Origin of the sequence: Spiribacter curvatus (genome assembly GCF_000485905.1) — a bacterium.
In the GTDB taxonomy this organism is placed as follows: domain Bacteria; phylum Pseudomonadota; class Gammaproteobacteria; order Nitrococcales; family Nitrococcaceae; genus Spiribacter; species Spiribacter curvatus.
On the sequence record NC_022664.1, the window covers coordinates 1,202,102 to 1,219,427 of the forward strand.

Sequence of the window (17,326 nt, forward strand, 5' to 3'; positions counted from 1 at the left end):
TGCGGATCATCGGCCGCGAGCGGCCTCGCAGAGGAACTGTGACCGGTAGTGACGCAGCTCGTTGATTGAGTCGCGGATATCATCCAGCGCCAGGTGGGTGGCGTTTTTCTGGCTACTGTCGACCGCTGCAGGCATCCAGCGCCGCGCGAGCTCCTTGAGGGTGCTCACATCGATATGGCGGTAGTGGAAGTAGCGCATGAGCTCGGGCATTACTCGGTGGAGGAAACGACGATCCTGACAGATGCTGTTACCACACATCGGCGACACGCCCGCCGGCACCCATTGCTCGAGAAAACGCAGTGTCTGGCGCTCGGCCTCCGACTCATCGACGCGACTCTGGCGGACCCGCTCAATCAGACCCGAACCGCCATGCTGGCTTTGATTCCACTGATCCATTCCGTCAAGGACCGGCTCGGGCTGGTGGATCGCCAGCACCGGTCCCTCAGCGAGGATATTAAGCTCGGCATCGGTGACGATCGTGGCGATCTCGATGACCTGGTCGTTGTCGACGTCAAGACCGGTCATTTCCAGATCGATCCAGATGAGGTTATTCGCCGAATAGAGCATGTAAACGGGTCCCGGTTGAGTGACTGGAACCGCCAGTCTATCAAAGCCCTCCACCAACAGAATGATGACACCAATGAATGAATCGACGGCCCGCGTCGTGATGGGCAGCGGCGACCACTGTCTGGTTGCCGACCCCGACGGCAGCCTGCATCGCTGCCGGCCCCGCCGTCGCCGTGATCCGCGACCGGTCTGTGGTGACCGGGTGGAGTGGAGCGCCGATTCCCCCGACGGCTGGATCGACGTGATCCAGCCCCGTCGTAATCTGATCGAGCGCGGTGATTTTCGCGGGCGGCCGCGGGGGTTGGCCGCGAACATCGACCGGATTGTTCTGGTCGTCGCCCCCGAGCCGGTCCCCGATGCCCTGCTGGTGGATCGATATATCGTCCTCAGTGAGGCCCTCGATATCCCGTTAATGCTCTGGTGTCACAAACAGGATCTGGCTTCGAGCGCTCAATCAATGCCAATGCGAGCGATCCAGCGACGCTTTGAAGCCATGGGCATTCCGATGATGACCGGCAGTACACACGATCCCGAGGCCCTGAACCGATTGAGGACCGCCACCCGTGGCGAGACCCTGATTCTTGTGGGCCAGTCCGGTGTCGGTAAGTCATCCATCACGCAGGCCCTGGTCCCGACAGCAAGCTTGAGAATCGGACAGATATCGGCCAGCAGCGGTCAGGGCCGGCATACCACCAGCGAGACAACGCTATTCGATCGCCCCGACGGGGGTGCCCTGATCGACTCACCAGGCGTGCGCACGTTGCGTCTTGATCATCTGCAGCCAGGTGCCGTCGACGCCGCCTATCCAGTGATCGCTGAGGCGACCCGACGCTGCCGGTTCAATGACTGCCGCCACGGCAGCGAACCGGACTGCGGTATCCGCGCGGGTCTTGCAGCTGGCCATATCGACCCAGAGGCCCTGCAACGCTGGCAGCGGCTGCGTCAGGAAACCCGCGGATGACGATCTTCTTTGTGCTACTTGCCGTTGTCGCCGGGGCGGTGCTGAGCAATCGGCATGGGTTCGATGCCGTGATCGGGGCGGTGCTCTCGGCCGGTGAGCTGATGGCATTGGTGCTGCCGCTGGTCATCATCGCCATTGTCATGGCCGCCTACGCGCAGGCGCTTTTACCACGCGCCGTCGTCGAGCGATGGTTGGGACGCGATGCTGGGTGGCGCGGGCTTTTCATTGCGATGGCCGCCGGTGCGATCACCCCCGGCGGCCCGTTCATGGCTTTCCCGCTCGTGGTTGGGCTGCGGGCGATCGGGGCATCATTCCCCGTATGCATCACCTATCTCACCGCGTGGTCTGTGCTCGGCATTCAGCGCATCCTGATCTGGGAGCTGCCCTTTTTTGGCACCGACTTCGTCATCCTGCGTCTCATCGTTTCGCTCCCCCTGCCACTGATTGCCGGCATGGCCAGCCAATGGCTTGGCGATCCAGCGCGCCACTGAATGCTCTACGCCTACCTCAGTGTGCTTGCCCTCACCCTCGCGCTGGGCGTGCTTGGCCACCGGCATGAGCATGTGCGGCATCGCGCGGTGCTGCAGGGTGCATGGCAACAGCTCGCGCCGTTGTTGATCCGCCTACCCATTGCCCTGATCGCGGCCAGTTTTCTGGGTGAGCTCATTCCTCAGGCCCTGTTCGGTCGCTGGCTTGGCGAGAACTCGGGATTCATCGGGATCCTCATCGCCTCAGTGCTGGGCGGCGTTCTCCCCGGCGGGCCCGTCGTCGCCTTCCCGCTGATTCTCGTCTTTGAGCGTGCCGGTGTCGGCGTGCCGCAACTGATTGCGCTGCTCACGGGCTGGTCATGCGTTGCCCTGCATCGCACGCTCGCCTTTGAACTGCCCACCCTGGGCTGGCCGTTTGTCTGGCGGCGCTGGCTCGTGAGTATGATCCTCGTGCCTATGGCCGGTCTGATTGCCCTTGCCTGGCTCTGATCCACTACAGGGTTTGCAGTTATCAGAAAAGTTGATCTATAGTTAAGACACACTGGATACGGAGACCGGGTTATTCATTACCCGATTAACCGCCTGACATTCGACCGCACGCTGGGTGCGGCAGACTCTCCCTTTACCATCGCAACGGTGTGTGCGGAATGCGTCACCCCCGGGGACGACTGTGCTCGTACCGAATGATGGCGAATCCTTTAGTTGAAACGTAGATAATGGAGCTAACCATGAGTAAGCGTCCCCTTTACGCCCTGGCCCTCGCCGGTGCAATGGTGCCGATGGCGGCCAATGCCGAGTGCGGCGAGGTATCCGTGGCGGAGATGAACTGGACTTCCGGCGGCATTATGACCGGCGTCACCGAGTTCCTGCTCGAGCAGGGTTATGGTTGTGATGTCACCGTCGTGCCGTCAGCCACCACGACCGCCATCACATCGCTGGCGGAGAACAACGAGCCGGACATCGTCCCCGAGATGTGGGTCAACTCCGCGCCGCTGTACTTTGAGCTCGCCGAGGAAGGCAAGGTCATGAAGGCCTCCGATGCCTTCAGCAAGGGCGGTACCGAGCACTGGCTCGTCCCGAGCTATCTGGTCGAGGAGCATCCTGAACTGGCGACGATCGAGGGTGTCCTGAACAACCCGGAACTGGTCGGTGCCCGCTTCCACAACTGCCCCGATGGCTGGGGCTGCCGGATCGTCAACGACTCGCTGAAGGAGGCCTTCGAGCTGGAGGACAACGGCATCGAGGTGTTCAACCACGGCTCGGGTGAGACCCTGCAGGCCGCGATGGCATCGGCCTACGAGGCGGAAGAGCCCTACTTCGGCTACTACTGGGGCCCCACCGCCCCGCTCGGCAAGTATGACTTCGTCAGCATCGATCTGGGTCCCTACAACTCGGATGTGCATGACTGCAACCAGAACCCTGAGTGCGACGAAGTGGGTGTTTCCTCCTTCCCCTCCGCCAGCGTGTTCAATGTAGTCACCGCTGACCTCGCCGAGCGCGAGCCGGAAGCCTATCAGCTGATGCAGAACGTCACATTCGACAATGACGTGATGAATGGCATGCTTGCATGGCATTCCGACAACGAGGCAAGCGTTGATGAGGCTGTCGTCTACTACCTGCAGAACAATCAGGATGAGTGGATGAGCTGGCTCAGTGAGGACGCCCGCGCCAATGTCGCCGGCATGTTCTAGATAGCGGTCCCCCAGGGAGCGCGGGCGTCGGGGATTTATTCCCCGGCGCCTTTTCTTATTCCATAAGAGGAACCCGCCGATGGCGACCTACGATTTTATCTTTAACGGACTCGGACTCCGAGAGTGGTGCGGCGAGCGCGGCGGTGGGTCCATGAGCATGGACGAGCTGCTGGCAAGCCAGGACACCACCGCACCGTCACTCTGGGAACTGCCCTTCCCGTCTCTCGACAACCTCAACGACGCCTGCCCGGCCATTGCCCAGACCCGAGACCTTACCAGTGGTCTGGAGAGTGGCTTTCTGGCGGTCAAGGACAGCCTCAAGTTCATACTCGATCCGGTGACACAGCCACTGAGCTGGTTTTTGAACGGCGCGCTGAACATGTTCCAGACCGTGCCGTGGTTCATCATGATTCCACTCATGCTGATCGTGGTGCTGATCGCCTCCAAGTCAATGCGACTGGTGGGTATGGTCGCGGCGATGCTGGGATTCCTTGCGTTCATCGACCATTACGACTACGCAATGCAGACGCTCGCGATCATCTTCGTCTGCTCGCTGATCTGCGTATTACTGGGCGTACCCATCGGGATCGCCATGTCGCGCAGTGACAATCTCCAACGAGGGATCACGCCGGTCCTGGATATGCTCCAGACGCTTCCGCCGTTCGTGTACCTGATTCCGCTGATTTTCCTGTTCTCCGTCACCGAGCCAAAGCTCTACGGGATTGCGATCATCCTCTACGCGATCGTGCCGGTCATCCGTCTCACCAACCTGGGTATCCGGCTGGTGGACAAGGATGTGATCGAGGCCGCGGATGCCTATGGCATGACCGATCGCCAGAAGCTCTACGGCGTACAGATTCCGCTGGCACTGCCGAACATCATGGCGGGTGTGAACCAGACCATCATGATGAGCCTCGCCATGGTCGTCATCGCCTCGCTGGTCTCGGCGCCCGGGTTGGGTGTGCTGGTGCTGCGCGGCATCCGCAACCTCGAGCTGGGTGTCGGACTGGTCTCCGGGCTTGGCATCGTCCTCCTCGCCGTCATCCTCGACCGTGTGACAAAGGCCGCTCTGGCCCGCGTCAACACGTCGCAGCAGTAATCACAGGAGGTCGATTCAATGAGCGATCAGATAAAGATCTCGATCCAGCATCTGTACAAGATCTTCGGTGACGACCCGGAGACGGCGCTGGAGCATGTCAAGGCGGGCGTCAACAAAACCGACCTGCTGGAACAGTACGGTCATGTGCTCGGTCTGCAGGACATCAACGTTGACATCGCCGATGGTCAGATCACGGTGATCATGGGGCTGTCCGGCTCCGGGAAATCAACGTTGATCCGCCATCTCAACCGACTCATCGAGCCGACGGCCGGCGACGTGCTGGTCGATGGCAACAATGTGATCGGCTATGACGAGGATGCGCTCCGCCGGTTACGACGCGAGAACATGTCGATGGTGTTCCAGAAGTTCGCCCTTCTCCCCCATCGCACCATCGCCGAGAACGCCGCAATGCCTCTGGTTGTGCGGGGTGAGGACAAGTCCACTGCTCTGACCGAAGCCAGCAAGTGGCTGGCACGCGTTGGCCTTCAGGGCAACGACAATCAGCATCCGCACCAGCTCTCAGGCGGTATGCAACAGCGGGTGGGTATCGCACGGGCACTCACCTCCAACTCAGACATCATGCTGATGGATGAGGCATTCTCCGCACTCGACCCGCTCATCCGAACGGACATGCAGGATCTGCTCCTCGAGCTTCAGCAAGAGCTGCACAAGACGATCGTGTTCATCACGCATGACCTCGACGAGGCGCTCAAGCTCGCGGACCACCTGGTGATCCTCAAGGATGGCTATACCGTGCAGCAGGGCGAGCCGCAGGAGATACTGCTGCGCCCGAACGATCCGTACATCATTGACTTCATCAGTGACATCAACCGTGCCCGCGTGCTTCGCGTCCGCTCGGTGATGAAGCACACGCGTGAGGCGATCGATGGGCCTGTCGCCGGAGACGTCGACGAGGATACTAATCTTGAATCCGTGATCGCCGCCTCTGACGGTGACACGGACCTCGTCTATCGGGTCGTCCGGGATGGCGAGCAGATCGGTGTGATCAGTATGCGGACACTGGTCAAGGCATTGGTGCCGACCAGTGCAGCTGAGGGTGGCGTCCGCGGTAATTACTGACCGCCCCCGTCCCGCATCTCTATAAAAAAACCCCGCTGCGACGCAGAGGCCGCAGCGGGGTTTTTCAGTCGAGGCAGTCGATCAGTCGACCAGATCGAACCGGTCGTTATCCATCACCTTGGTCCAGGCACTGACAAAGTCGTCAACGAACTTCGTCTCGTTATCGTCCTGCGCATAGACCTCGGCGTATGACCGAAGGATCGAGTTGGAACCGAACACCAGATCCGCCCGGGTCGCCGTCCACTTAACCTCGTCGGTCTGGCGGTCGCGGACCTCATAACGATTGCTGTCGACCGGCTTCCAGGTATTTGCCATATCGCAGAGGTTGGCGAAGAAGTCGTTGGTCAGCGCACCCTCACGGTCCGTGAACACGCCATGCTTCGTCCCGGCGTGGTTCGTGCCCATGACACGCATGCCACCCACCAGCACCGTCATCTCTGGCCCCGTCAGACCCAACAACTGGGCACGGTCGAGCATGAGCTCCTCAGCACTGACGACGTAGTCTTTCTTCATCCAGTTTCGGAAACCGTCTGCTTCCGGCTCCAGGACATCGAACGATGCGGCATCGGTCTGCTCTTCGCTCGCGTCACCCCGGCCGGGCGTGAACGGGATGGTGAGATTGTGTCCACCCGCCTTGGCGGCCTGCTCGACACCGACATTACCCGCCAGCACGATGACATCCGCCAGGCTAGCGCCGGACTCGCGGGCAATCGGCTCAAGCGTGTTGAGCACGCGCTCGAGACGCTCCGGCTCATTGCCGGCCCATTCCTTCTGTGGCGCCAGGCGGATGCGGGCCCCATTGGCGCCGCCACGCAGGTCCGAATTCCGGAAGGTCCGGGCGCTGTCCCAGGCGGTCGCTACCATCTCGTCGATGCCAAGCCCGCTATCCGCGATTTTCGCCTTGACCGCATCCACGTCGTAGTCGGTATTGCCGGCTGGCACCGGGTCCTGCCAGATCAGATCCTCATCCGGCACATGCGGACCAATGTAGCGGGCCTTGGGCCCCATATCGCGATGAGTCAGCTTGAACCAGGCCCGAGCGAACACATCGTCAAAATAGGCCGGATCGTTGTAGAACCGCTCCGAGATCTTCCGATACGCCGGGTCCATCTTCATGGCCATGTCGGCGTCGGTCATGATCGGGTTGAGGCGGATCGATGGATCCTCGACGTCAACCGGTTTGTCCTCTTCCTTGATGTTCACCGGCTCCCACTGCCAGGCGCCGGCCGGGCTCTTCCTGAGCTCCCACTCGTAATTGAGCAGCAGATGGAAATACCCGTTGTCCCACTGAACCGGGTTGGTCGTCCAGGCGCCTTCGATGCCACTGGTGACGGTGTCACGTCCCACGCCCCGGGTGGTGTGATTGTTCCATCCAAGGCCCTGCTCCTCGACGTCCGCCGCTTCAGGATCAGGACCCAGCAATTCGGCATCCCCGTTACCATGGCATTTACCAACGGTATGCCCACCGGCGGTCAGGGCAGCGGTCTCTTCATCATTCATCGCCATGCGCGCGAACGTCACGCGGACCTGCTCTGCCGTGGCAAGCGGATCAGGGTTCCCGTTGACGCCCTCGGGGTTCACATAGATCAGCCCCATCTGGACCGCTGCCAGCGGATTCTCCATCGTGTCCGGTTTTTCAACATCGCCATAGCGCTCTTCACTCGGGGCAAGCCACTCTTTCTCAGCGCCCCAGTAAATGTCCTTTTCCGGATGCCAGATATCCTCGCGACCATAACCGAAACCAAACACCTTCAGCCCCATGGACTCATAGGCCACCGTCCCGGCAAGGATGATCAAGTCGGCCCAGCTGACCTGGTTGCCGTACTTCTTCTTAAGCGGCCACAACAGCCGGCGGGCCTTATCAAGGTTGGTGTTATCCGGCCAGGAGTTCAGCGGTGCGAAGCGCTGGTTACCCGTACCACCGCCGCCACGGCCATCCGCGGTGCGGTACGATCCGGCGGCATGCCAGGCCATACGGATCATCAGACCGCCATAATGCCCCCAGTCGGCCGGCCACCAGGACTGGCTGTCCTTCATGAACGCCCGCATGTCGTTCCAAAGGGCCTCGTGGTCGAGCTTCTTGACCTCTTCGCGGTAGTTGAAGTCCTCGCCCATTGGATTGGTCTTGGTGTCATGCTGATGGAGGATCTCCAGATCCAGCGCATTAGGCCACCATCCCATATTGTCGCTGCTCTGGCTGGTCGCCCCGCCGTGCATTACCGGGCACTTACCGGTCTGATCGATATCAGCTGCTGCCATCGTTCATGATCTCCGCTCTTTGGCTTTGTGACTGTCCTATTTATAACAGACACAGAGTGAAAGGGAATTTGTTACGGCCGATAGAATGGATAGGCGGAGTATATGAGTAAGCATTCAGCTATTTGCTCGCTGCGCCGGCGTCCCAATCGCTCACGCGATTGGTCGAACCCATTATCTGCCTGTACCGAGGGTTCGAACCCCCGGGCACTGTCAGACATAAAAAAGGGGCCTGCAGCCCCTGTTTTATGTCTGGCGGAGAGGGAGGGATTGACCCGGCGGGTACCGTACACGCGCTTTCCAGGCGCGCTCCTTCGACCGCTCGGACACCTCTCCAATAAGCGATCAGGATAATTCACGACGGACTACGGATCAATCGGTGCCACGCCCGGGACCATAGACGGACGTCGGGAATGGTGTGACGTTGCCGTCGGCGTCGGAGATCTTGGGAGCGCCTTCCTTCTCGACTTCGTCCACACGGACAATCGAGTGCATTGGCACATAGGTGCGCTTGACGCCTTCGAACTCGTTCTTGAGTTTCTCTTCGGCCGGATCGACCACCACCTGAGTGCGCTCACCAAAGGTGAGTTCCTCAACCTCGACGAAGCCGAGCAGGCCGCCATCAGAGATGTTGCGGGCATAGATCTCGTAGATCTTGCTCTGATTGTGAAAGATCACACGGTAAATGCGCTCGGAAGACGCCATGGCAGACCTGCCGGTATTCGCTATCAAAGGCTCTAGAGGTTAACACGGCATCGGGCCTGGACGGCGCAGCACCGGAACGGTGTGCAAAGCGCGAGGTGTAGGGTCAGGCCGGAGCGATGGCATCGCCCCGGCCATCAACGATTCAGTCGGCGGGCTGGCGGGCGACACGGAGGTAGGGCTTGAGTGTGTCCCAACCCTCCGGAAATTTCTCCCGTGCCTGCTCGTCACTGACCGCCGGCGGGATGATGATGTCATCGCCATCACGCCAATTGACGGGCGTCGCCACCGTGTGTCGCGCATTCAGCTGCAGGGAGTCGAGCAGACGCAGGATTTCGTTGAAATCCCGGCCGCTGGTCATCGGGTAGATCAGCATCGCCTTGATACGCTTGTCGGGACCGATGACGTAAACGGCCCGGACGGTGGCGTTATCCTTCGCGGTCCGTCCCTCGCAGTTCTCACCCTCATCCTCGGGCAGCATGTCGTAGAGTTTGGAGATGGTCAGGTCGGTGTCCCCGATCATCGGATAGTTCGGCGCCGTTCCCTGCGTCTCCTCGATGTCCCTCGACCAGGTGGCATGGTTTTCCACAGGGTCGACCGACAGTCCGATGACCTTCGTCCCACGCTTGTCGAAGTCGGGCTTGAGCTGTGCCATGTAGCCAAGCTCAGTCGTGCAGACCGGGGTGAAATCCTTCGGGTGAGAGAACAGGATTGCCCAATCGTCGCCGATCCAGTCATGAAAGCGGATCTCGCCTTCAGTGGTCTTGGCGGTAAAATCCGGCGCGATACTTCCAATACGCAGTCCCATCGAAACGCTCCATCGGCTACTGTTCCATTACAATGTTGCGCATATTAAGACCGGCGCGGTCTTATTGAAAAGAATTGTTACTTATTCTCATATATCTGGATGGAATATAATGCACGCTTGGGAAGGCCAGAGCTTCAGCGACATCCGTCTAATCACCCAGCGCCGAGACCCGCGTCGCTTCCAATTAGGCTGCGCCACGAGTGACGGCACGCATACCGCGCTCCAGTGGTTCCGCAATATGCCCGAGATCTCACAGTGGCTTCGACGGATGGAACCCCAGCGCTGGGCCATCCGCGGTTCTGCGCTCATCGCCATCAAGGCAGAGCTCGAGCCTATCCTCACGCGTGTCGATGTCTACGGGCTTGAAGAGGAAAGCCGGGTTGCTCACAACGCCGTGACCGCGGGGCACTATCAGATCCTCTGGTGGGGTGATTTCAGCACTTTTGCGGCGGCCGGAGACCACTGGTCGGACACGTTCCTCAGTCGCGAAGGGCTGACACCGGTCAATGCCGCGGACAATGAACAGGCAAAGGCACTGGCGGAAAGCCTGCGGGCTCGGGTCGACGCTCTAACCGAGTGACGTCGCGGCGGTTGCGTTGCGCGGGAATTCCGCCTTAGTCTCACCCTATGAACAAACCATGTATCTTCTGTGAGATCGCTGCGGGCCGCATGGATGCTGAAGTCATCCATCAGGATGAGCAGGTTGTCGCCTTCCGGGACATACACCCGCAGGCACCCACTCATGTGCTGGTCATCCCGCGCCGGCACATTGAAAGCATGACTGAAATCGAGGCGGCAGACGCCGAACTCATCGGACATATGCACCTGACCGCCAAGCGCCTGGCGAATGAGTTGGGTATTGCCGAGTCGGGTTTTCGCAGCATTTTCAACTTCGGACGTGATGCCGGACAGACGGTCTGGCATATCCATCTGCACTTAATGGGCGGGCGAAGCATGGGCTGGCCCCCCTGGCCCGGGAACTGAAGCGAATGAAATTCTTTGTTGATACGGCCCAGGCCGACGATATCCGCGAGCTCAACGATTACGGACTGCTGGATGGCGTAACAACGAATCCGTCGCTGATCGCGAAATCCGGTCGTGACTTCAAGACGGTGGTTGGCGAGATCTGCGCAATCGTCGATGGGCCGGTATCGGCGGAAGTCGCGGCGCTCGACTTCGATAGTATGCTGCGTGAAGCGCACACACTTGCGGCGATCGCTGACAATGTCGTCGTCAAGCTGCCACTGACACTCGATGGCCTCAAGGCCTGCCGGCGCTTGAGTGGTGCTGGGATCAATACCAATGTCACGCTCTGCTTTTCGGCGAATCAGGCACTCCTGGCGGCCAAGGCCGGAGCGACCTATGTCTCACCGTTCATCGGCCGACTTGATGACATCAACCTCGATGGCATGGCGCTGATCAACGAGATGCGGGCGATCTACGACAACTACGACTTCTCCACCCAAATCCTCGCGGCGTCGATCCGTAACGCCAATCACGTCAAGGATGCCGCCCTCGCCGGCGCCGATGTGGCCACAATCCCGCCGGCCGTGATTCGTGGACTCGTCAGCCATATCCTCACGGATAAAGGGCTTGATCAGTTCATCCGCGATTGGCAGGCAACCGGACAGTCCATCTGAACGGCCTGATCGGGAAACCTGGCTGGCTAGCAATCAACGACGGCCGGAAACGCTACCGGATTGACTCGCGGTGACTGATAATTGTCAGCGCCGTCACCGACGAGAGAATAATGATCATCCCAAGGACCTCGGCAAGCGATAACGCCTGGCCGAGCCCGATGACACCGTAGAGCGTTGCGGTCACTGGCTCGATCATGGCGACCACCGCTGCCATGGTGGGCAGCACGCCGCGCAGGCCGATGAAATAGCAGAGAAACGAAAGCCCCGCCCCGATAATCCCGAAAAGCAGGAACAGCGGCGCATCAGGCGACAGGGGGACGCTCACGGCCTGTCCGGGGTCAACCAGAAAGACCAGCGCGAAGACGGCCGCGAGAAACGCCACGGTCAGGGATACCGGCGTACTGCCGTGTGAGCCGGCGGACTTGAAAGCGAATATGAACACCGAGTAGGAGATGCCGGACAGCAGTCCGGCAATAACCCCCCAGAGGTTGATGGCGCCGGGCGTCGCACGGTAGAGCCCGGTCAACAGTATCACCCCCACCATAATCGCCCCGATAACGCCGAATTTGAGTAACGTCGGACGCTCTGTGCCGCGCGCGAATGACACGAAGTACACCATCACCGGCGCGCTGTACATGAGCGTTACTGCGACCGCAACGCTGGCCTCGCTGATGCTGATGAAATAGAACGTGAGATTGCCGGTGACGCCGAGTCCCGCCAGCGCCGACCAGCCGATCAGCGGTTTGGTCAGATTCAGGGAACAACCCTGAACGCGGATGATGGCCACCCAGATCAGCATGCAGATAAGACCGACGAGAAGCCGCCAGAATGAGAGCAGCTCCGGTGCCCAACCCGCAGTCATGAGTTGCCCTGCCAACCCACCCGCAAGCCCCCATTGAAACGCGGCGGCCATGACAAGCGCGATCGGAAGCAACATAGGCGACGTCCCCGGTCACCTGCTGAAAGGGTAAAGCGTGCGGTGACTATGGAAAGACAAAAATGACAACCCTACGTTCCACCATCAACAGGCGGGTCGACGATGAATAATGAGCAAGTCGGTCATTTTGGTTGAAGGCAGTGCTGACCGAGCGGGCACCCCGCCGCGCATAAAAAAACCGGCACGTAGCCGGTTTCTCTTTGAATGGTGCGCCCGGGAGGACTCGAACCCCCAACCTTCTGATTCGTAGTCAGATACTCTATCCAGTTGAGCTACAGGCGCCTCAACAAAGCGAAATTATGGAGAAATCGACGGGGACCGTCAAGAAACCGACATCGAGGGAGCGAGGCGCTCAGTTGCAATGGGGCTGTCAAGGCCTGTAGGTTTTTGATTGACCATTCAATCAAAGGAACAATATGCACTCTGTCAATGTTTTTGCTTCAGGACGCGGGTACTTGACCCATGCCATCGCGGTGGCGGCGATTGGTTTCTCGGGGTACGCACTCGCCGATAATCTCGAGACACAGCTGGAGGCGCTGCAGGACTTCCAGGTGATTGCCCATCGTGGCGCCAGTGGCCACGCGCCTGAACACAGCATGGAGGCCCTTCAGATGGCCCATGACATGGGGGCCGATTACCTTGAGCTGGATATTCAGTTGTCCGCTGACGGCGTGCTGGTCGCCATTCACGACGAAACCGTCGATCGCACAACAGATGGAGAAGGCGCCGTCCAGGATTTCGACCTCGCCGGGCTGAAGGCGCTCGATGCCGGCAGCTGGTTCAATGATGCCAATCCGGATCGCGCCCGGCAGGATTTCGTCGGCACCGAAGTGGTCACCCTCGATGAGGTCATCGATCGTTTCGGCACCCAGACCCGCTACTACCTTGAGACCAAATCGGCAGAGCGCGATCCAACCCTTGAGGCGGCGATGATGGAAAAACTCAGTGACCGCGGCCTGATCGAAGCCGGCGCCGTTGTGATTCAGTCTTTCTCACAGGAAAGCCTCCAGAAGGTACAGGCCATCAATCCGGACGTGCCACTCATTCAGCTCGTGTGGTATTACCCGGAATCCGATGACAGCGACGCACTCGTTGAATGGACGGGCGTCACGCCTGGGCCCGAGTCAATCAGTGACGCGGATTTCCAGAGCGTACGCGAGTATGCCGTCGGCATTGGCAGTAACCTCGCCTATCAGGGTAATCAGGTCATCGATGACGACTTCGTCCGACAGGCGCAGACCAACGACCTGCTGGTCCATATCTACACGATCAATGCGGTCCCGGAGATGGAGCAGTTAATGCGTTGGGGCGTTGATGGAGTCTTCACCAACTTCCCGGCGCGCCTCATCCGCCTGGTCGATTGAGGGTATGGTCATAGCGCGTTGAATGAAGCAAGCGCTCCAATAACATGGCAGATAATCGCTCGCTGGGTATAATCGCGTTTTGCGTATCCTGGGAGTATCCACCATGCTGGAGCGTTTCTTCGACTTGGCCGAGAACGGCACGGATGTCCGTCGCGAGCTGCTTGCCGGCCTGACGACCTTTCTCACCATGGCCTACATTGTTGTGGTCAACCCGAGCATCCTCTCGGAAACCGGTATGAACTGGGGCGCCGTGTTTGTCGCCACCTGTCTGGCCGCGGCACTCGGCAGCCTGATCATGGGCCTCTACGCGAACTATCCCTTCGGCCTGGCCCCGGGCATGGGTCTCAACGCCTATTTCACCTACGGCGTCGTTCTGGGGATGGGCATCGCCTGGCAGGCCGCCCTCGGTGCGGTTTTCCTGTCGGGCATCCTGTTCTTGATCATCTCTGTGCTACCTATCCGCGAGTGGCTGATCAACGCTATCCCGATGTCACTCAAAATGGCGATTTCAGCCGGTATCGGTTTCTTTCTGGCGATTATCGCGCTGCAGAACGCCGCCATCGTTGTCAATAGCGATGCCACGCTGGTGACGCTGGGTGACCTGACCGCGATTCCGACGCTGCTGGCCATGCTCGGCTTCGTGATCATGGTGGCATTGAGCTACCGCGAGATCCCGGGCGCGGTACTGATCGGTATTCTTGTCGTGAGTCTGATCGGCGTGCCACTGGGCGTCGCGGAATTCGATGGTGTGATATCGATGCCGCCGGATCCGAGCCCCACCTTCCTGCAGATGGATATCGCTGGCGCGCTGGAGCTGGGCCTGGTGTCAGTCGTGCTGGTGTTCCTGTTCGTCGACCTTTTTGACAGCACAGGCACACTCATCGGCCTGTCCCACCGGGCCGGTCTGCTCGATCGCGATGGTCGGCTTGGGCGACTGCGAAGCGCCCTGGTCGCCGATTCAGGGGCGAGCATCGGTGGCGCAGTGTTCGGCACCTCCACAACAACGACTTATATCGAGAGCGCATCCGGCATCAACGCGGGGGGCCGCACCGGTCTGACCGCTGTTGTCATCGCCGTTCTGTTCCTGCTGTCACTCTTCTTCCTGCCCGTCGTCAGCGCTATCCCCGGTTACGCGACCGCGCCAGCGCTGCTTTTTGTCGCTTGCATGATGGTTCGCGGCCTCGCCGAGTTGGACTGGGATGACATCACGGATACGGCACCTGCCGTTGTTACCGCCATTGCAATGCCGCTGACCTATTCCATCGCTGATGGCATGGGCCTTGGATTCATCACTTACGTGTTTGGCAAGACGCTGGCCGGCAGACCCATGCAGGTCCATCCGGCGGTATGGCTGATTGCCACCCTGTTCGTGCTGCGGTTTGTGTTCATCTAAAGCCGTCAGGGGGGCGCATGGCCGAGGGACCCCCGGACCATGGCAGACGGTGCTGTCTTTATAGGGTAATGACCTGATCGGGCATATTGCCAGCCAGTGCACCGTAGAGGTCGGGGAAACAGCCAATGGGTACGCCGGTCATCAAACGATCGGCGATCTCCCGCTCATAGCAGCACTGATCACAGCCCATCAGAAGGATATTCTGCTCCTCGGCCACTTTGCGCAGACGCTCGCCAATGACATCGCCATCGACCAGCACGTAATTGTTGTCCTCGAAAAAGAACATACCGACCACCTCAACGCCATGACGCTTTTCCTCAAGCTGCGGCAGTATCATGCGCGCCAGCACGTAGGAAATGTTGTGCCGCTGGGTGGCGAATATATAGGCAACTTTCATTCAACCTCCTGTTTCTCGGATGAAATGGTTGTTATCAGGGCGCGGTAGGCCCCAAGCGCGATCGCTGCCCGATCCTGCATCGTTGCGGGAACGCCCCGCACGCACGCGACGAGTTCGTCGAGAGCCGGCACCGCGGACATACCGGCAACTTCACCCTCCAGCAGGTCAACAACCCCCTGGCAATACGCCACCAGTGTGACGCAGGTGCTGCATTCAAACCGCAGTGCCTGCATACGGTGGCGACGAACGTCGGCACTGAAACTCGCCTCCAGTCCGCTGGCGGCACGTATCGCCCGGCCTCGCAGGGGCATGGCGGGGCGCCGCCGCGTTTCCATGCCGCGTTCAAGGCAGTCATGGAACCGCAGGTCACGCGTCGGCGGCCCGACAGGATCACGCGTGGTGATCACCGGTATTTCCACCGGAGCAGGTGCCGCTCGAGCATCCCGGCCAGCGTGAACAGGATCATCACGAACACCAGGACGAGGAAGATCAGGCCGAAGGTCAGGGACGCGTTATAGGTACTCTGCGCAAAAGCCAGAAGGTAACCAAGGCCTCGGCTCGAGGCCACAAACTCGCCGACAATGGCACCGGTGAAGGCAAAGCCAACCGCGACCTTGAGATTGCCCATTACCCAGGCAACCACGGAGGGTACGTAGACCTCGCGCAGGAGTACCCATTGACCGCCACCGAGCGTCTTGACCCGCTCGACGAGGCGCTGATCGACATCGCGAATACCGTTATAAACCGAGAAGAAAGTCAGAACGACCACAAGGATGAACGAAAGCGCCACCTTTGAGGCGAGCCCTATGCCGAGCCAGATGATGAACAGCGGCGCCAGGATCACCCGCGGGATGGCGTTGAGCATGGCCATCACCGGTTCGAGCAGCTCGGCAACCGGCCGCAACAGCGCCGCAATGAACCCGAGCACCGCCCCGCCGACCAGTCCCAGCCCCAGTCCCAGCAGGGCGGCGCTGAAAGTCGCTTCGAGGTGCTTATAGATCTCGCCGTCCGCAAACAGATCGCCGACCGCACTGGCAATAGCGGTCGGTGGCGGTCCATAGAAGGGATCGAGCCACCCCATCCAGACCACGAATTCCCACAGGGCAGCAATCAGCGCGAGTGCAGCCGTCCTTCTTATATAGAGGCCATATTTCTGCCAGATCACTGATTCACTACCTTCAACTCAGGCTCTGTTCGAACCCCGGGCGTACGGACTTGCGTTGACAGATCGTTCCAGAGCCGCGTGGCAATACTGGCAAACTCGCGATTTTCCTTGACCTTCAATAAGTCTCTCGGTCGTGGCAGATTGACCTCGTAGCGTCCCTTGATCTGAGCGCGCGGGCCGCTGCCAAGCAGGATCACCCGATCCGATAGCGCGACCGCTTCTTCCAGATCATGGGTGACGAGCAGAACGGTGAGCTGGTCACGTTCCACCCACCGTAGGAGATCATCGGTCAGGTAATGACGGACAATCGCGTCCAGCGATGCGAATGGCTCGTCCATCAATAGAAAACGCGGTCGAAGTGCGAGCACCTGAGCAATCGCGACACGCTTACGCTGGCCACCTGATAACTCTCGCGGATAACGGTCCTCTAAGCCCTTCAACCCAACCGATGCCAGCCACTCGTTCGCCTGTTCAGTGGCGCTGGCTTTCGACGCACCGTGGTTTCGCAGGCCGAGCGCAACATTCTGTCGGGCCGTGCGCCAGGGCAGCAGCGCATCGTCCTGAAACAGAAAGCCGACTTCGCCCCGGTCAACGGCAAGCTCGACGCGACCTGCAGAGGGTGTCTGCAGGCCCATGACCGCTCTCAGCAGCGTGCTCTTACCGCATCCGGAGGCACCGATCAGACTGACGAACTCACCGGCGCTCACCGACAGGTCAACGCCCTCGACCACCGGCTCGGCCCCATAACTGATTTGGACATCGGAGAGTTCCAGCATGG

At 60.0% G+C, this 17,326-nt stretch carries 20 protein-coding genes and 2 tRNA genes; 11 read left to right on the forward strand and 11 right to left on the reverse strand.

The window, feature by feature from the left end:
- Nucleotides 1-6: 6 nt before the first annotated feature.
- The gene (orn, locus tag SPICUR_RS05935; protein WP_023367067.1) at nt 7-567 is read right to left on the reverse strand and encodes an oligoribonuclease; all 561 of its coding nucleotides are present in this window, start codon (nt 565-567) and stop codon (nt 7-9) included.
- A gap of 73 nt (nt 568-640) precedes the next feature.
- Here orn and rsgA point away from each other — a divergent pair, with 73 nt between their 5' ends.
- The 6 genes from rsgA (at nt 641) to SPICUR_RS05965 (ending at nt 5,886) form a co-directional block, all read left to right on the forward strand.
- Nucleotides 641-1,528, forward strand: coding sequence for a ribosome small subunit-dependent GTPase A (gene rsgA, locus SPICUR_RS05940; RefSeq protein ID WP_023367069.1), 888 nt, complete (start codon nt 641-643; stop codon nt 1,526-1,528).
- Complete coding sequence (locus SPICUR_RS05945; protein ID WP_023367071.1) at nt 1,525-2,019, forward strand: hypothetical protein; 495 nt, start codon at nt 1,525-1,527, stop codon at nt 2,017-2,019. Before rsgA ends, SPICUR_RS05945 begins: the two co-directional genes overlap by 4 nt.
- Entirely contained in the window at nt 2,020-2,505 is a 486-nt protein-coding gene (locus SPICUR_RS05950; RefSeq protein ID WP_023367073.1) for a hypothetical protein, read from the forward strand. It abuts the gene before it with no gap.
- Between the two features lie 239 nt (nt 2,506-2,744).
- Nucleotides 2,745-3,707, forward strand: coding sequence for a glycine betaine ABC transporter substrate-binding protein (locus tag SPICUR_RS05955; protein ID WP_041382344.1), 963 nt, complete (start codon nt 2,745-2,747; stop codon nt 3,705-3,707).
- A gap of 79 nt (nt 3,708-3,786) precedes the next feature.
- A complete protein-coding gene (locus tag SPICUR_RS05960) occupies nt 3,787-4,806 on the forward strand; it encodes an ABC transporter permease (RefSeq protein WP_023367077.1) in 1,020 nt (339 codons plus the stop codon).
- Between the two features lie 18 nt (nt 4,807-4,824).
- Complete coding sequence (locus SPICUR_RS05965) at nt 4,825-5,886, forward strand: ATP-binding cassette domain-containing protein (protein ID WP_023367079.1); 1,062 nt, start codon at nt 4,825-4,827, stop codon at nt 5,884-5,886.
- An 81-nt stretch (nt 5,887-5,967) separates the two neighbouring features.
- Here the strand turns inward: SPICUR_RS05965 and katG are convergent, their stop codons facing one another.
- The 4 genes from katG to SPICUR_RS05985 form a co-directional block, all read right to left on the reverse strand.
- Nucleotides 5,968-8,145 (reverse strand): catalase/peroxidase HPI, encoded by a 2,178-nt coding sequence (katG, locus tag SPICUR_RS05970; RefSeq protein ID WP_041381764.1) that lies wholly within the window; start codon nt 8,143-8,145, stop codon nt 5,968-5,970.
- A gap of 250 nt (nt 8,146-8,395) precedes the next feature.
- Nucleotides 8,396-8,478, reverse strand: a tRNA-Ser gene (locus SPICUR_RS05975).
- A gap of 36 nt (nt 8,479-8,514) precedes the next feature.
- A complete protein-coding gene (locus SPICUR_RS05980; RefSeq protein WP_023367083.1) occupies nt 8,515-8,847 on the reverse strand; it encodes a DUF1820 family protein in 333 nt (110 codons plus the stop codon).
- Nucleotides 8,848-8,989: 142 nt separating this feature from the next.
- On the reverse strand, nt 8,990-9,652 hold the full coding sequence (locus SPICUR_RS05985) for a peroxiredoxin (protein WP_023367085.1): 663 nt from the start codon (nt 9,650-9,652) through the stop codon (nt 8,990-8,992).
- Nucleotides 9,653-9,761: 109 nt separating this feature from the next.
- On the opposite strand from SPICUR_RS05985, the gene SPICUR_RS05990 reads away from it, so the two are divergent.
- Genes SPICUR_RS05990 through fsa form a run of 3 tightly spaced genes read left to right on the forward strand, consistent with a single transcriptional unit; the run spans nt 9,762 to nt 11,292 of the window.
- Nucleotides 9,762-10,232, forward strand: coding sequence for a hypothetical protein (locus SPICUR_RS05990; protein ID WP_148291325.1), 471 nt, complete (start codon nt 9,762-9,764; stop codon nt 10,230-10,232).
- 47 nt (nt 10,233-10,279) lie between these two features.
- Nucleotides 10,280-10,636: a histidine triad nucleotide-binding protein gene (locus SPICUR_RS05995; RefSeq protein WP_023367089.1), complete on the forward strand. Its 357-nt coding sequence runs from the start codon at nt 10,280-10,282 to the stop codon at nt 10,634-10,636.
- A gap of 5 nt (nt 10,637-10,641) precedes the next feature.
- On the forward strand, nt 10,642-11,292 hold the full coding sequence (fsa, locus tag SPICUR_RS06000; protein ID WP_023367091.1) for a fructose-6-phosphate aldolase: 651 nt from the start codon (nt 10,642-10,644) through the stop codon (nt 11,290-11,292).
- A 52-nt stretch (nt 11,293-11,344) separates the two neighbouring features.
- On the opposite strand, the gene SPICUR_RS06005 is transcribed toward fsa, so the two are convergent.
- Complete coding sequence (locus tag SPICUR_RS06005) at nt 11,345-12,229, reverse strand: EamA family transporter (RefSeq protein ID WP_023367093.1); 885 nt, start codon at nt 12,227-12,229, stop codon at nt 11,345-11,347.
- Nucleotides 12,230-12,434: 205 nt separating this feature from the next.
- Nucleotides 12,435-12,511: transfer RNA gene (locus tag SPICUR_RS06010), tRNA-Arg, on the reverse strand.
- 173 nt (nt 12,512-12,684) lie between these two features.
- Between SPICUR_RS06010 and SPICUR_RS06015 the strand changes: the two genes are divergently transcribed.
- Both SPICUR_RS06015 and SPICUR_RS06020 read left to right on the forward strand, forming a co-directional pair.
- A complete protein-coding gene (locus SPICUR_RS06015; RefSeq protein WP_051373299.1) occupies nt 12,685-13,593 on the forward strand; it encodes a glycerophosphodiester phosphodiesterase family protein in 909 nt (302 codons plus the stop codon).
- A 103-nt stretch (nt 13,594-13,696) separates the two neighbouring features.
- Complete coding sequence (locus SPICUR_RS06020) at nt 13,697-14,986, forward strand: NCS2 family permease (protein WP_023367097.1); 1,290 nt, start codon at nt 13,697-13,699, stop codon at nt 14,984-14,986.
- 58 nt (nt 14,987-15,044) lie between these two features.
- Here SPICUR_RS06020 and SPICUR_RS06025 read toward each other — a convergent pair whose 3' ends face one another.
- From SPICUR_RS06025 to SPICUR_RS06040, 4 genes are read right to left on the reverse strand one after another with little or no spacing between them, the layout of a single operon-like run.
- Nucleotides 15,045-15,383: a SaoD/DsrE family protein gene (locus SPICUR_RS06025; protein WP_023367099.1), complete on the reverse strand. Its 339-nt coding sequence runs from the start codon at nt 15,381-15,383 to the stop codon at nt 15,045-15,047.
- Nucleotides 15,380-15,790 (reverse strand): hypothetical protein, encoded by a 411-nt coding sequence (locus tag SPICUR_RS06030; RefSeq protein WP_023367101.1) that lies wholly within the window; start codon nt 15,788-15,790, stop codon nt 15,380-15,382. The genes SPICUR_RS06025 and SPICUR_RS06030 overlap by 4 nt, the downstream gene beginning before the upstream one ends.
- Nucleotides 15,787-16,548 (reverse strand): ABC transporter permease, encoded by a 762-nt coding sequence (locus SPICUR_RS06035; RefSeq protein ID WP_023367104.1) that lies wholly within the window; start codon nt 16,546-16,548, stop codon nt 15,787-15,789. Before SPICUR_RS06035 ends, SPICUR_RS06030 begins: the two co-directional genes overlap by 4 nt.
- Entirely contained in the window at nt 16,545-17,324 is a 780-nt protein-coding gene (locus SPICUR_RS06040) for an ABC transporter ATP-binding protein (protein ID WP_023367106.1), read from the reverse strand. The genes SPICUR_RS06035 and SPICUR_RS06040 overlap by 4 nt, the downstream gene beginning before the upstream one ends.
- Between the last annotated feature and the right edge of the window lie 2 nt (nt 17,325-17,326).